We start from the raw sequence: 13,062 nt of genomic DNA, 5'->3' as shown, positions 1-13,062 counted from the left end.
TGCTGTTAGCCTGAGCCGGTGACATCACTGGAAGGGCGCGTTGCGCTCATCACCGGGGCCGCGCGTGGGCAGGGCCGTGCGCATGCCGTCAGGTTGGCCGCTGAGGGCGCCGACATCATCGCGATCGACGTCTGCAAGGCGGTCACCGACACCGTCACCTACCCGATGCCCACTGCCGAGGATCTCGCCGAGACCGCGCGGCTGGTGGAAGAGGCCGGCCGCAAGGTGCTGACCCGCGAGGTCGACATCCGGGATCTCGCCGCGCAACAGCAGCTGGTCGCTGACGGTATCGAGCAGTTCGGCAGGCTCGACATCGTGGTGGCCAATGCGGGCATTCTCAGCTGGGGCCGGATCTGGGAGATGTCGGAAGAGCAGTGGGACACCGTCATCGACGTCAACCTCAATGGGACGTGGCGCACCATCAAGGCTGCGGTGCCGGCGATGATCGAGGCGGGCAACGGCGGGTCGATCATCGTCGTCAGCTCGTCGGCCGGCACGAAGGCGACCCCGGGCAATGCCCACTATGCGGCGTCCAAGCACGGTCTGGTGGCGCTGACGAACGCGCTCGCGATCGAAGCCGGTGAGTTCGGCATCCGGGTGAACTCGATCCATCCGTATTCGATCGACACGCCGATGGTGCAGCCGGAGGCGATGATGGAGATCTTCGGGAAATATCCCGCCTTCCTGCACAGCTTTTCGCCGATGCCGTATCACCCGGTGAACCACGACGGCAAGAAGGGTCTCAAGGAGTTCATGACTCCCGAGGAGGTGTCCGACGTGGTCGCGTGGCTGGCCGGCGACGGGTCGGCGACCATCTCCGGCTCGCAGATCGCCGTCGACCGGGGCACGGCCAAGTACTAGGCCAGCACCTCGGCCAATTGTTGTATGGCCCAGGCGATCTCGTCCTCGGTGACGACGATCGGTGGCGCGAAGCGCAGCGTCGAACCGTGGGTGTCCTTGACCAGCACGCCGCGCTCGGCCAGCCGCAGGCTGATCTGCTTTCCGGTGCCGTGCACCGGGTCGATGTCCACCCCGGCCCACAGCCCCTTGCCACGCACGCTCAGCACGCCGCGGCCGAGCAGGTCGTCCAGCCGGGCATGCAGCACTGCGCCGAGTTCGGCTGCGCGACGCTGGAATTCGCCGGTCGCGAGCAGCTTCACCACGGTGTGGCCGATCGCGGCGGCCAACGGGTTGCCTCCGAACGTCGACCCGTGCTCGCCCGGGTGCAGCACACCCAGCACGTCACGGTCGGCGACCACAGCCGACAGCGGCACCACCCCGCCGCCGAGTGCCTTGCCCAGCAGGTAGACGTCGGGCGCGACTCCCCAGTGGTCGCAGGCGAACGTCGCGCCGGTGCGGGCCAGGCCGGACTGGATCTCGTCGGCGATCATCAGCACGCCACGTTCGGTGCACAGCGCTCGTACCCGCGGCAGGTAGTCGTCGGGCGGCACGATGATGCCGGCCTCGCCTTGAATCGGCTCGAGCAGAACAGCGACGGTGTGGTCGTCGATCGCCGCGGCCAGGGCGTCGGCGTCACCGAACGGGACGGACCGGAAGCCGGGGGTGTACGGACCGAACCCGCGCCGCGCCGTCTCGTCGTCGGAGAAGCTGATGATCGTCGTGGTGCGACCGTGGAAGTTGTTGTGCGCGACGATGATGTTCGACGTGTCCGCGGGTACGCCTTTGACGTCGTGGCCCCATTTGCGGGCGACTTTGATGCCGCTTTCGACGGCTTCGGCGCCGCTGTTCATCGGCAGCACCATGTCCTTGCCGCACAGTCCGGCCAGCGCGGCGCAGAACGGCGCGAGAGGCTCGGCGTGAAAAGCGCGGCTCACCAGCGTCACCCGGTCCAGTTGGGCGTGTGCGGCGGCGATGATGTCAGGGTGGCGGTGGCCGAAGTTCACCGCCGAGTACGCAGCCAGACAGTCCAGGTAGCGCCTGCCCTCGACATCGGTGATCCAGGCGCCGTCAGCGTGTGCGGCAACGACGGGTAGCGGCGCGTAATTGTGCGCGACATTGCGGCTGTCGAGCGCAATGGCGTCCTCGGTGCGGGTGGGGGCATGCATCGCGGTCATGAATGAACCTCCAGCGTGCAGCATTTCACCGAGCCGCCGCCCTTGAGCAACTCGGACAGATCGACGCCCACCGGCCGGAATCCGTGCTGGCGCAATTGGTCGGCGAAGCCGGTCGCGGCGGCGGGCATCACGACGTTGAGGCCGTCTGAGACGACGTTGAGGCCCAGCGCGTAGGCGTCGGCGCTGGCGACTTCGATGGCGTGGGGGTAGAGCCTGCGCAGCGTGGCCAGCGAGTGGTCGGCGAACGCGGGCGGGTAGTACGCGATGCTCGTGTCATCGAGAACGGCCAGCGCGGTGTCGAGATGGTAGAACCGCGGGTCGACCAGTTCCAGGCTGACGAGCGGGACCTGCAGATGGTCGGCAACCTCTTGGTGGGCCCGTCGATCGGTGCGGAATCCGTAGCCGGCGAGGATCGTCGACCCGACGAGCAGCAGATCGCCCTGGCCTTCGTTGGTGTGCCGGGTCTGGACGCTGACGAAGCCGTGATCGAGCATCCAGGCCGCGTGTGCCGGTGCCTCGCCGGCGCGTTCGGCGTGGGCGAAGCGCGCCACGACAGCGCGCCCGCCGACCGCCATGGCGCCGTTGGCGGCGTAGACCATGTCGGGGAGGCCGGGCGCCGGATGGACCTCGTCGACGGTGTGACCGAGGTCTATGTAGGCCTGCCGCAACGTTTCCCACTGCGCAACGGCGCGTGCGGTGTCGACGGGCGTGGACAGGTCCATCCATGGGTTGATGACGTAGTCGACGGCGAAGTGGGTGGGGCGGATCATCACGAAGCGGCGGTGCCGGGCGGTGCGGTCGGCCTTCTCGTGAGGCCGGGTGTGAGGCCGGGTCTGGGCCCGTGGGATCGCACTGTCGGCGATGTCCATCGTCATGACTGCACGATATTTCGCGGTGGCTGACGCAATCAATCTTCAGATGTTGCGTGTCTATGCGCTGTCTGTTGTGCCAAACTCGTATCGGCGGCGTTTTGTTGCGTGAGGAGGTGAATCGGTGGCTGAGCGGTTGGACGAGACCGACGAACAGATCCTCGCGGAGCTGGCCGACAATGCCCGTGCGACGTTCGCCGAGATCGGTCAGCGTGTGAACCTCTCGGCGCCCGCGGTCAAACGACGTGTCGACCGCATGCTGGACAGCGGGGTGATCCGCACCTTCACCACCGTCGTCGATCGCACCGCGCTCGGCTGGACGACCGAGGCCTACGTGCAGGTGTTCTGCCACGGCACGATCGCGCCGGACCAGCTGCGCGCCGCGTGGCAGGACATCCCCGAGGTGGTCAGTGCGGCCACGGTCACGGGCACGGCCGACGCCATGCTGCACGTTCTGGCCCGCGACATGCGTCATCTCGAAGAGGCGCTCGAGCGCATCCGGTCCAGTGCCGACATCGAACGCAGCGAGAGCATCGTCGTCCTGTCGAACATCATCGAGCGGGCCCTGAGCTGAGGGTGGCGCTCACCTGCTGTCGATGATGCGGTAGAAAACCCTGATGAGCACTTCTGGTGTCGTGATCGTCGGAGGCGGTCTGGCTGCCGCTCGCACGGCTGAGCAGCTGCGCCGGGCGGAGTATGCGGGGCCGGTGACCATCGTCAGCGACGAGGAGCACCTGCCCTACGACCGGCCGCCTCTGTCCAAGGAGGTGCTGCGGGCCGAGCTCGACGAGACGACGCTGAAGCCTGCCGACTTCTACGCGGAGAAGGACATCACGCTCGTTCTCCGCAACGGTGCACGCTCGGTGGACACTGCGGCGCAGACGGTGACGCTGGCCGACGGTTCACAGCTCGGCTACGACGAGCTGGTGATCGCGACGGGTCTGGTGCCCAGGCGGATTCGGTCGTTCCCTGACCTGGCCGGCATCCATGTGCTGCGCAATGTCGACGAGAGCCTCGCGTTGCGGCGTGAGGCGGCGGACGCGCGTCGCGCGGTGGTCATCGGTGCGGGCTTCATCGGCTGTGAGGTCGCGGCGAGCCTGCGCAAGCTGGGTGTCGACGTGGTACTCGTCGAACCTCAACCGGCCCCGCTGGCGTCGGTGCTGGGCGAGCAGATCGGCGCCCTGGTGACGCGGTTGCACAAGGCCGAGGGCGTGGACGTGCGGTGCGGCGTCGGGGTCGATTCCGTGGCCGGGGATGCCCGGGTGCGCTCGGTGACCCTGTCGGACGGTCAGCAGATCGACGCCGACCTCGTGGTCGTGGGCATCGGCTCCCATCCGGCCACCGACTGGCTCGAGGGCAGCGGCATCACGGTGGACAACGGCGTGGTGTGCGATCACGTCGGCCGCGCCAGTGCGCCGCACGTCTGGGCCATCGGAGACGTCGCGTCCTGGCGTGATGAGACCAAAGGTCAAGTGCGAGTCGAGCATTGGAGCAATGTCGCCGATCAGGCGCGGGCTCTGGTACCCGCACTGCTGGGTGAGGACGCGCCCGCCGCGGTCTCCGTCCCGTACTTCTGGAGCGACCAGTACGACGTGAAGATCCAGGCCCTGGGTGAGCCCGAGGCCACCGATGTCGTGCACGTGGTCGAGGACGATGGCCGCAAGTTCCTGGCCTACTACGAGCGCGACGGTGTCGTCGTGGGCGTCGTCGGCGGCGGCATGCCCGGAAAGGTCATGAAGGTGCGGGCGAAGATCGCTGCGGGCGCACCGATCAGCGATCTGCTCGGCGATAGTGCAGTGCGAGAAGGCTGAATCCTCATCCCAGGGCGAGCTCGGCGACGGTCTCCTTGATCTCGACCAGGGTGTAGACCGCGGGATACTCCGAGTCGTACCACGTGGGGTTGTGGGCGAACAGAGCGTCGAACCCCCAGAAGACCACCTGATTGGTGACGAAGACACACGCCAGGGGCACCGGCAGGATCGGCAGGATGCGCTCGCAGACCCGCCGGGGTCCGGGTAGCAGAGCCAGTACCGGCACGAGCACGCCGAGGGTGAACCACAGCAGCGAGAACAGAGTCTCGGAGTTGATGTGGTCGAACAGCGAGAGGTTGTGCAGGTTGGTCTCGCCCTGCTCGTTGATCTGTTTGTATGAGCTCGGCGTCTCGATACCGAGCAGGCGTTGACCCCAGCTCTCTTCTTCGCCGGCGCCGAAGAACAGCAGTGCCGCGAATCCGAGCAGTGCCACCCGTCGCAGCCGCGGCCATTGCGGGTCGCCGCGGGTGGCGCGCCACAGCGCCACGCAGGCCACGCAACAGGCGAGAAGCCCGACCACGCCGAGGAGTTCGATGGGGCGCTCCTCGCGAATGAGCCAGGTGTTCACGTCGCGGGGCAGGAACATCGAGCAGTAGAGCACCGGGACGACGGCGAGCAGCGCGAGAGTGACCAGCCACGTTCGACGCCCATGGTGCAGTCGCGTCACCATGGTTTTGGAATAGCACATGATTGTTCGGTGGGCCTCAGTTTTGCCGGAGTTATCCCCACATCGAGATTCATCCACAGGCGGCGGTCCTGGGCGCTCTCGGCGTGCTCGGTCGTCGGCGTGAGGGGCCATACTCGAGTCATGTTCGAACACATGTTCGCCGATGTCGCCGATGAGGCGCTGGTGGGCGCGATCGAACAGGCGGCGGTCGAGGAGGGCCAGGCGTGCGCGCGGCGGTTGGCCGCCATCGCCGAATTGACGCGCCGCAGTGTCGGTGACGACGACGACCGCGCGCGCTGGACGTTCGATCTGTGGGCTCTGACCGCGGCGCGGATCGGCGCTGCTCTCACCATCGGGCAGCGGCGCGCATCGAGCCAGATGCGCATCGCGATGGCGTTGCGGGACCGCCTGCCCCGGGTCGCGGAGCTGTTCTGCCAGGGGCGGATCAGTATCCGCGTGATCAGCGAACTGACGTGGCGGACGCACCTGGTCGACGACGACCGGGTGCTGGCCGAGATCGATGCGGCGCTCGCCGAGCGCGCGGTGTCGTGGGGGGCCTTGTCGGAGGAGAAGCTGACCGGGGCCGTCAACGCTCTGATCGAACGCTATGACCCCGACGCGGTGCGGTTGGCCAAAGATGTTGTGCAGGAGCGTGACTTCAAGGTCGGGGCGCACGAGGACGGCGCGGAGACCATGTCGGCGTGGGGCCGTTTGATGGCTGCCGATGGTATTGCGGCCGAGCGGCGCATCATCGCGATGATCAACGGCGTCTGCGAGAACGATCCGCGCAGCGTGGGGGAGCGCCGTTCCGATGCCGCGGGCGCGCTGCTCAACGGCCGACAGCATCTGCCCTGCCGCTGCGGGTCGCCGGCGTGCCCGAAGGCTGACGCACCCGCGCCGGCATCGCATGTAGTGGTTCACGTGATCGCTGATCAGGCGGCGGTCGACGCCGCGACCAAGGAGGACTCGCCGCAGCACTCGGCGTCACCGCAGCAGGCCGCCGGGGAGCAGTCAGACGTTGGTCTCGATGCGACGGTCGACGCCGCGACAAAGCCCGCCTTAACGGAGCAGGCCTCCGGGAAATCCGGCGCCGCAGAGTTCGACGAGTCGGTAGACGTTGGTCTCGATGCGACGGTCGACGCCGCGACAAAGCCCGCCTCAACGGAGCAGGCTCCCAGGAAATCCGGCGCCGCAGAGTTCGACGAGTCGGTAGACGTTGGTCTCGATGCGACGGTCGACGCCGCGACAAAGCCCGCCTCAGAGGAGCAGGCCTCCGGAAAACCGGCCGCCGCGGAGTTCGACGAGTCGGTAGACCATGCTCGCGAAAGCGAAACAGATTGTGCGCCTCGCTCTTTGAGCGACACCGGAGTGGCGCTGCTGCCCGGACTGAAGGTCATGCCGGCTGTTGCGCTGGCCGACGCCATCAGCGGCGGCGCGAAGGTACGGCCGCTGTGGATACCTGGGCCAGATCCTGAACCGAACTATCGTCCCTCTGCCCGGCTCGCTCAGTTCATCCGACTCCGCGACATGTTCTGCCGCTTCCCCGGCTGCGACGTGCCCGCCGATCGGTGCGACATCGATCATTGTGTGCCGTGGCCGTACGGGCCGACGCACCCGTCGAACCTAAATTGCAAGTGCCGAACGCATCACCTCATGAAGACGTTCTGCTTCGGCCCCGACGGCTGGACCGAGGTACAAACAGCCGACGGTGCAGTGACGTTCACCGCGCCCGGCGGTCGCACTCACACGACCAATCCCGGCAGCACGCTGTTCTTCCCGCAGTTCCCGGCGGCAACGGCCGAGCTTCCACCGCCTCCGCCCGTGCCGCCGGACGATGCGGCGCGAACCGCCAAGATGCCCACCCGGCGCCGCCCACGCAGCGCCGAGGTTGCCGCACGCGTGAAAGCCGAACGCGCGCAGAACCGCAAGATTCGTGCAGCAATGGCGACTCCGCGGTACGGCAGCGAGGGTCAGCCCCCGTTCTGAGCGTCCAGGCCCGCGAGACCGCCGGCCAACAGGTCGAAGGCGCCGCCCAGCGCGGCGGCAAGTGACACCGACTCGTCGGCGAGCCACTGTTCGTAAGCCGTCAGCGCCACTGCCAGCATCGTCCAGGCCACCGTCTGCGGGACGAGGTCAGTCGGGGACACCTGCAGGCGCCGCGCGACATACGAGGCGACCACCGCCCGCCAGCCCGCATACATCGTCATCGAATACGCCTGCAGCGCTTCGGTTTCCAGAATCAACCGCATTCGTTGCCGATGTCGGTCCGCATCGTCGAAGTCGTTGAACGCCAGGAGTGCCTCGCGCAGCGCCTCGTGAATCGGGGCGGCGGGATCGGTGGCGGCCAGCAGTCCCTGCATCAGACCGAGGTGAGCGTCGAAGTCACCCCACGGCAGGGCGTTCTTCGACGGGTAGTACCGGAACAGGGTCCGGCGGGCGATCCCCGCGGCCGTCGCGACGTCGTCGACGCTGACGTCGTCGAAACCACGCTCGGTGAACAGGTCGATCGCGACCGCACTGATGTGCTCCCAGCTGGTCGACCGGCGACGGCCGACACGTGCCTTCTCGGTTGGCATCGGCACCCCTCTTCCATTTCGGCACCCGGTGCCTTATTGTTGCGATCTGCGTCACAAAAGTCGAGCCCCACCGAACAGAAAGGCAGCGCCATGGAGCCGAGTCAGCACACCGAGAACGACGAACTGGTCACCGAGAGCCTGGTCGAAGAGGTCTCCATCGACGGGATGTGCGGGGTCTACTGATCATGACCGCGCCGACTTTCGATCCGGACCAGCGCTGGCGGCTGCATCCGCAGGTGGCCGTCCGGCCCGAGCCGTTCGGCGCGCTGCTCTACCACTTCGGGACCCGCAAGCTGTCGTTCCTGAAGAACCGGACGATCGTCGAGGTGATCAACTCGCTGTCTGATCACCCCGACGTTCGATCCGCTTGTCGCGCAGCAGGACTCGAAGACAACCAACTGACGCCGTACCTGCACGCCATGGGTGTGCTGGTCTCGTCGAACATGCTCATCGCAGGAGAAGACCGATGACCGTCACCGCACCCGTGCCCCGGCTCGTCGACCAGTTCGAACGTGGCCTCGACGCCCCGATCTGCCTGACGTGGGAACTCACCTACGCCTGCAACCTGTCCTGCGTGCACTGCCTGTCCTCGTCGGGCAAGCGCGATCCCCGCGAGCTGACCACCCAGCAGTGCAAGGACATCATCGACGAGCTCGAGCGCATGCAGGTCTTCTACGTCAACATCGGTGGCGGTGAGCCGACGGTGCGGTCGGATTTCTGGGAGCTCGTCGACTACGCCACCGCCCACCATGTCGGGGTCAAGTTTTCCACCAACGGCGTGCGCATCACCGAAGAGGTGGCCGCGAAGCTGGCTGCCAGCGACTACGTCGACGTGCAGATCTCGCTGGACGGCGCGACCGCCGAGGTCAACGACGCGGTCCGCGGCCCAGGCAGCTTCGCCATGGCTACCCGCGCGCTGGAGAACCTGCGTGCGGCAGGCTTCACCGACGCCAAGATCTCCGTCGTCGTGACCCGTCACAACGTCGACCAGCTCGACGAGTTCAAAGCTCTGGCCGACTCCTACGGCGCCACGCTGCGCATCACCCGGCTGCGTCCGTCGGGCCGCGGGGCCGACGTCTGGGACGAGCTGCACCCCACCGCCGCGCAGCAGGTCCAGCTCTACGACTGGCTGGTCGCTCACGGCGAACGCGTGCTCACCGGCGATTCGTTCTTCCACCTGTCCGGGCTCGGCGAGCCCGGCGCGCTTGCCGGGCTGAACCTCTGCGGTGCCGGCCGCGTGGTCTGCCTGATCGATCCGGTCGGCGACGTCTACGCCTGCCCGTTCGCCATCCACGACCAGTTCCTGGCCGGAAACATCCTGACCGGCAACGGTTTCCAGAGTGTGTGGCAGAACTCCGAGCTCTTCCGTGAGCTCCGGGAGCCGCAGTCGGCCGGCGCGTGTGGCAGCTGCGGGCACTACGACGCCTGCCGCGGCGGCTGCATGGCCGCGAAGTTCTTCACCGGTCTTCCTCTGGACGGCCCCGACCCCGAATGCGTGCAGGGCTACGGCGAACCCGCCCTCGCCGCGGATCGGACCAAGCCGAAGTCCAGCGTCGACCACTCCCGCAGCGGCGGCCGCACCCCCAAGGGCCCCATTCCGCTCACCCTGCTGAGCGCCCCTCCGAAGAAGTTCTGCAACGAAAGTCCGGTCTAGCTCATCATGGCTCGTGATACCTGGTTCGAAACTGTCGCCATCGCCCAGCAGCGGGCCAAGAAGCGTCTGCCGAAATCGGCTTACTCGTCGCTGATCTCCGCCAGTGAGAAGGGGGTGACGGTCGGCGCCAACGTCGAATCCTTCTCCGAACTCGGCTTCGCGCCGCACGTCATCGGCGCCACCGAGAAGCGCGACATGGCGACAACCGTGATGGGACAGGACATTTCGCTGCCGGTGATCATCTCGCCGACCGGGGTGCAGGCGATCGATCCCGACGGTGAGGTGGCCGTCGCACGCGCCGCCGCTGCCCGGGGCACCGCCATGGGTCTGTCGTCTTTCGCGAGCAAGCCCATGGAAGAGGTGACGGCGGTCAACGACAAGATCTTCTTCCAGATCTACTGGCTCGGCAGCCGCGACGAGATCCTCGCCCGCATGGAGCGGGCCCGCGCCGCCGGCGCCAAGGGCCTCATCTTGACCACTGACTGGAGTTTCGCCCACGGCCGGGACTGGGGCAGCCCCAAGATCCCGGAGCGGATGGACCTGAAGACCATGATCCGGATGTCTCCGGAGGTCATGACCAAGCCGCGTTGGTTCTACAGCTTCGCCAAGCATCTGCGGCCCCCTGACCTGCGCGTTCCCAACCAGGGCCGCCGCGGCGAGACCGGCCCGACGTTCTTCGAGGCCTACGGACAGTGGATGGGCACCCCGCCCCCCACCTGGGAGGACGTCGCCTGGCTGCGCGAACAGTGGGGCGGGCCCTTCCTGCTCAAGGGCACCGTGCGCGTCGACGACGCCAAACGTGCTGTCGATGCGGGCGTTTCGGCTCTCACGGTGTCCAACCACGGCGGCAACAACCTCGACGGCACGCCCGCCGCGATCCGCTGCCTCCCCGCGATCGCCGACGCTGTCGGTGACCAGGTCGAGGTTTTGCTGGACGGCGGGATCCGGCGGGGTAGCGACGTCGTCAAGGCCGTTGCTCTGGGGGCTCGGGCCGTCATGATCGGGCGGGCCTATCTGTGGGGTCTGGCGGCCAACGGGCAGGCCGGTGTGGAGAACGTCCTCGACATCATGCGCGGCGGCATCGACTCCGCGTTGATGGGCCTGGGGAAGTCGTCGATCCACGACCTGACCCGCGACGACGTACTGATTCCCGAGGGTTTCACTCGCACACTGGGGGTGTGACGGACGGGGCGCGAGGTGATGCCCTGATCGATCGCGGAAATCTCTTGCCACGCATGCGCCAACAACTGGCGCACGGCAGGTGAATTCGGCCTACCATGCTCGCGTGGCTTCACCCCACGAGCTCGGGAACTCGACGTCGAGACAACTGCAGGAGTCCGCGTCCGCGCTCGTCGTCCCCGTCGGATCCACCGAGCAGCACGGCCCTCATCTGCCGCTCGACACCGATACCCGCATTGCGGCCGCCGTGGCTGACGCGCTCGTCAACCGGTTACCCGGACCATGGCTGGTTGCTCCCGCGATCGCCTACGGCGCCAGCGGTGAGCACGAGGGATTCGCCGGAACGGTCTCCATTGGCACACCGGCTCTGACAAAACTTCTCGTCGAGTTCGCCCGATCGGCGTGTCGGTGGACTCCGCGTGTCGTGTTCGTCAACGGTCACGGGGGCAACGTCACCGCACTCCGGGAAGCCGTCGCACTGCTGCGTTACGAGGGCCGCGACGTCGCGTGGTGCGCGTGTGTGACGCCCGGCGGCGACGCGCACGCCGGCCACACGGAAACATCTGTATTGCTACATATTTCACCTGGTTTAGTGCGAGAGGATCTGCGGGTACCGGGAAACCGGGCATCGCTGGCAGAGTTGATGCCGCAGATGCGCCAAGGGGGGGTGGCCGCCGTCAGTTCGCTGGGTATCTTGGGTGATCCGACGACGGCGACGGCGGAAGAAGGGGGCAGGATCTTTGCTGGAATGGTCGACGCCGGGGTTGACCGGATCACTCGCTGGGCACCTGACGGCGAGGGGATGTTGAGGTGACGGGACAGCGATTGCCCGACGGTTTCGCTGTCCAAGTCGATCGGCGCGTGCGCGTGCTGGGGGAGGGCGCGGCGCTCCTGGGTGGCTCGCCGACTCGCTTGTTGCGGCTGGCGCCTGCCGCACAGACCATGCTCAACGGTGGCCGGCTCGAGGTGCACGACGCGGTCAGTGCTCAGCTGGCGCGCACCCTGCTCGACGCCACGGTCGCTCATCCGCGCCCGCTGAGCGGTCCGTCTCACCGCGATGTCACCGTCGTGATCCCGGTGCGGGACAACCCGTCCGGACTTCTGCGCCTTCTCAGCGCACTGCGCGGTCTGAAAGTCGTCGTGGTCGACGACGGATCGGCAGTTCCTCTGCACGAGAACGACTTCCGGGACGCCCACTGTGACGTCCGACTGCTGCGGCTGGACCGCAACCGCGGGCCCGCCGCGGCCCGCAACGCCGGCCTGATGGCATGTGACACCGACTTCGTGGCCTTCCTGGATTCCGATGTCGTGCCGCGACGCGGCTGGCTCGAAGCACTGCTCGGGCATTTCTGCGATCCCGCGGTCGCGCTGGCCGCACCGCGCATCGTCGCGCTGCAACCATCCGACAGCGCCGTCGCGCGGTACGAGGCCGTCCGGTCATCGCTGGACCTCGGCTTGCGCGAGGCGCCGGTGGTGCCGTTCGGCACGGTGTCCTACGTGCCCAGCGCCGCGATCATCTGCCGGCGCAGCGCGCTGCTCGACGTCGGCGGCTTCGACGAGACGTTGACCTCCGGTGAGGACGTCGACCTGTGCTGGCGGCTCAACGAGGCCGGCGCCCGGCTGCGCTACGAGCCGATCGCGCTGGTGGCCCACGACCACCGGGTGGAACTACGAAAGTGGTTCGCGCGCAAGTCTTTCTACGGCGGGTCGGCGGCACCGCTGTCGATTCGCCATCCGGGTAAGACGGCGCCGCTGGTGATCTCGGGGTGGACCCTGGTGGTCTGGCTCCTGATCGCTCTGGGATCGCGGCTCGGGTACCTGGGGTCGGTGGCGGTGGCCGTGTTCACGGGCCGGCGAATCGCCAGGTCGCTGGCCAGTGTTCGCACCGAACCCATGGAGGTGGCCGTCGTGGCGGCTCACGGTCTGTGGTCGGCGGCGCTGCAGCTGGCCTCTGCGATCTGCCGGCACTACTGGCCGGTGGCCATGCTGGCCGCGGTGTGCTCGCGGCGCTGCCGCCAGGTGGTCGTGGTGGCCGCGGTCCTCGACGGCGTCTTCGACTGGGCCACCCGCGGACACAGTGGCACCGACGACGACGTCAAGCGGGTCGGCATTCTGACCTTCCTGTTGCTCAAGCGACTCGACGACATCGCCTATGGCCTCGGCCTGTGGACCGGGGTGATCCGGGAGCGCCACGCCGGCGCGCTCAAGCCGCAGATCAGAACCTGACGTCC

The 13,062-nt window shown here is 67.5% G+C and carries 14 protein-coding genes; 10 read left to right on the top strand and 4 right to left on the bottom strand.

Going from position 1 to position 13,062, the window contains the following annotated elements:
* Positions 1 to 27 precede the first annotated feature (27 nt).
* A complete protein-coding gene (locus tag DMB80_RS03055; RefSeq protein WP_046361140.1) occupies positions 28 to 861 on the top strand; it encodes a mycofactocin-coupled SDR family oxidoreductase in 834 nt (277 codons plus the stop codon).
* Here the strand turns inward: DMB80_RS03055 and rocD are convergent.
* The gene (rocD, locus tag DMB80_RS03050) at positions 858 to 2,075 is read right to left on the bottom strand and encodes an ornithine--oxo-acid transaminase (RefSeq protein WP_111508484.1); all 1,218 of its coding nucleotides are present in this window, start codon (positions 2,073 to 2,075) and stop codon (positions 858 to 860) included. The genes DMB80_RS03055 and rocD overlap by 4 nt on opposite strands.
* Positions 2,072 to 2,944: a dimethylargininase gene (gene ddaH / locus DMB80_RS03045; RefSeq protein ID WP_111508547.1), complete on the bottom strand. Its 873-nt coding sequence runs from the start codon at positions 2,942 to 2,944 to the stop codon at positions 2,072 to 2,074. The genes rocD and ddaH overlap by 4 nt, the downstream gene beginning before the upstream one ends.
* Before the next feature lie 124 nt (positions 2,945 to 3,068).
* On the opposite strand from ddaH, the gene DMB80_RS03040 reads away from it, so the two are divergent.
* Together DMB80_RS03040 and DMB80_RS03035 are read left to right on the top strand one after the other, a co-directional pair.
* Positions 3,069 to 3,518, top strand: a complete 450-nt coding sequence (locus tag DMB80_RS03040) for an Rv2324 family transcriptional regulator (RefSeq protein WP_046361142.1) — start codon at positions 3,069 to 3,071, stop codon at positions 3,516 to 3,518.
* A gap of 43 nt (positions 3,519 to 3,561) precedes the next feature.
* A complete protein-coding gene (locus tag DMB80_RS03035; RefSeq protein WP_111508483.1) occupies positions 3,562 to 4,755 on the top strand; it encodes an NAD(P)/FAD-dependent oxidoreductase in 1,194 nt (397 codons plus the stop codon).
* Between the two features lie 4 nt (positions 4,756 to 4,759).
* On the opposite strand, the gene DMB80_RS03030 is transcribed toward DMB80_RS03035, so the two are convergent.
* Positions 4,760 to 5,425, bottom strand: coding sequence for a hypothetical protein (locus DMB80_RS03030; protein ID WP_111508482.1), 666 nt, complete (start codon positions 5,423 to 5,425; stop codon positions 4,760 to 4,762).
* 138 nt (positions 5,426 to 5,563) lie between these two features.
* Here DMB80_RS03030 and DMB80_RS28485 point away from each other — a divergent pair, with 138 nt between their 5' ends.
* Positions 5,564 to 7,408 (top strand): HNH endonuclease signature motif containing protein, encoded by a 1,845-nt coding sequence (locus tag DMB80_RS28485; RefSeq protein ID WP_240430977.1) that lies wholly within the window; start codon positions 5,564 to 5,566, stop codon positions 7,406 to 7,408.
* Here DMB80_RS28485 and mftR read toward each other — a convergent pair.
* Positions 7,393 to 7,998, bottom strand: coding sequence for a mycofactocin system transcriptional regulator (gene mftR / locus DMB80_RS03015; RefSeq protein ID WP_111508481.1), 606 nt, complete (start codon positions 7,996 to 7,998; stop codon positions 7,393 to 7,395). The two genes, DMB80_RS28485 and mftR, sit on opposite strands and share 16 nt — an antisense overlap.
* Before the next feature lie 90 nt (positions 7,999 to 8,088).
* Between mftR and mftA the strand changes: the two genes are divergently transcribed.
* From mftA to mftF, 6 genes are all read left to right on the top strand, one after another.
* Positions 8,089 to 8,181, top strand: coding sequence for a mycofactocin precursor MftA (gene mftA, locus DMB80_RS03010; protein WP_073682527.1), 93 nt, complete (start codon positions 8,089 to 8,091; stop codon positions 8,179 to 8,181).
* A gap of 2 nt (positions 8,182 to 8,183) precedes the next feature.
* Positions 8,184 to 8,468: a mycofactocin biosynthesis chaperone MftB gene (gene mftB / locus DMB80_RS03005; protein ID WP_111508480.1), complete on the top strand. Its 285-nt coding sequence runs from the start codon at positions 8,184 to 8,186 to the stop codon at positions 8,466 to 8,468.
* Positions 8,465 to 9,652 carry a mycofactocin radical SAM maturase gene (gene mftC / locus DMB80_RS03000; RefSeq protein WP_111508479.1) on the top strand — a complete coding sequence of 396 codons (1,188 nt, stop codon included), beginning with the start codon at positions 8,465 to 8,467 and terminating at the stop codon, positions 9,650 to 9,652. Before mftB ends, mftC begins: the two co-directional genes overlap by 4 nt.
* A gap of 6 nt (positions 9,653 to 9,658) precedes the next feature.
* Positions 9,659 to 10,834, top strand: a complete 1,176-nt coding sequence (gene mftD / locus DMB80_RS02995; protein ID WP_111508478.1) for a pre-mycofactocin synthase MftD — start codon at positions 9,659 to 9,661, stop codon at positions 10,832 to 10,834.
* A gap of 79 nt (positions 10,835 to 10,913) precedes the next feature.
* Positions 10,914 to 11,645, top strand: a complete 732-nt coding sequence (gene mftE / locus DMB80_RS02990) for a mycofactocin biosynthesis peptidyl-dipeptidase MftE (protein ID WP_111508477.1) — start codon at positions 10,914 to 10,916, stop codon at positions 11,643 to 11,645.
* The gene (gene mftF / locus DMB80_RS02985; protein WP_073682529.1) at positions 11,642 to 13,057 is read left to right on the top strand and encodes a mycofactocin biosynthesis glycosyltransferase MftF; all 1,416 of its coding nucleotides are present in this window, start codon (positions 11,642 to 11,644) and stop codon (positions 13,055 to 13,057) included. Before mftE ends, mftF begins: the two co-directional genes overlap by 4 nt.
* The last annotated feature ends 5 nt before the right edge of the window (positions 13,058 to 13,062 follow it).

Source organism: Mycobacterium kyogaense (genome assembly GCF_003254575.1).
Lineage (GTDB): Bacteria > Actinomycetota > Actinomycetes > Mycobacteriales > Mycobacteriaceae > Mycobacterium > Mycobacterium kyogaense.
The sequence above is the reverse complement of the archived record's forward strand: the minus strand, read 5'-3'. Positions and strand labels throughout refer to the sequence as shown.

Excerpts from the sequence above, each read along its gene's own strand:
- rocD (WP_111508484.1), bottom strand. The coding sequence starts at position 2,075 with ATGACCGCGATGCATGCCCCCACCCGCACCGAGGACGCCATTGCGCTC.
- ddaH (WP_111508547.1), bottom strand. The coding sequence starts at position 2,944 with ATGGACATCGCCGACAGTGCGATCCCACGGGCCCAGACCCGGCCTCAC.
- DMB80_RS03035 (WP_111508483.1), top strand. The coding sequence starts at position 3,562 with ATGAGCACTTCTGGTGTCGTGATCGTCGGAGGCGGTCTGGCTGCCGCT.
- DMB80_RS03030 (WP_111508482.1), bottom strand. The coding sequence starts at position 5,425 with ATGGTGACGCGACTGCACCATGGGCGTCGAACGTGGCTGGTCACTCTC.
- DMB80_RS28485 (WP_240430977.1), top strand. The coding sequence starts at position 5,564 with ATGTTCGAACACATGTTCGCCGATGTCGCCGATGAGGCGCTGGTGGGC.
- mftR (WP_111508481.1), bottom strand. The coding sequence starts at position 7,998 with ATGCCAACCGAGAAGGCACGTGTCGGCCGTCGCCGGTCGACCAGCTGG.
- mftA (WP_073682527.1), top strand. The coding sequence starts at position 8,089 with ATGGAGCCGAGTCAGCACACCGAGAACGACGAACTGGTCACCGAGAGC.
- mftB (WP_111508480.1), top strand. The coding sequence starts at position 8,184 with ATGACCGCGCCGACTTTCGATCCGGACCAGCGCTGGCGGCTGCATCCG.
- mftC (WP_111508479.1), top strand. The coding sequence starts at position 8,465 with ATGACCGTCACCGCACCCGTGCCCCGGCTCGTCGACCAGTTCGAACGT.
- mftD (WP_111508478.1), top strand. The coding sequence starts at position 9,659 with ATGGCTCGTGATACCTGGTTCGAAACTGTCGCCATCGCCCAGCAGCGG.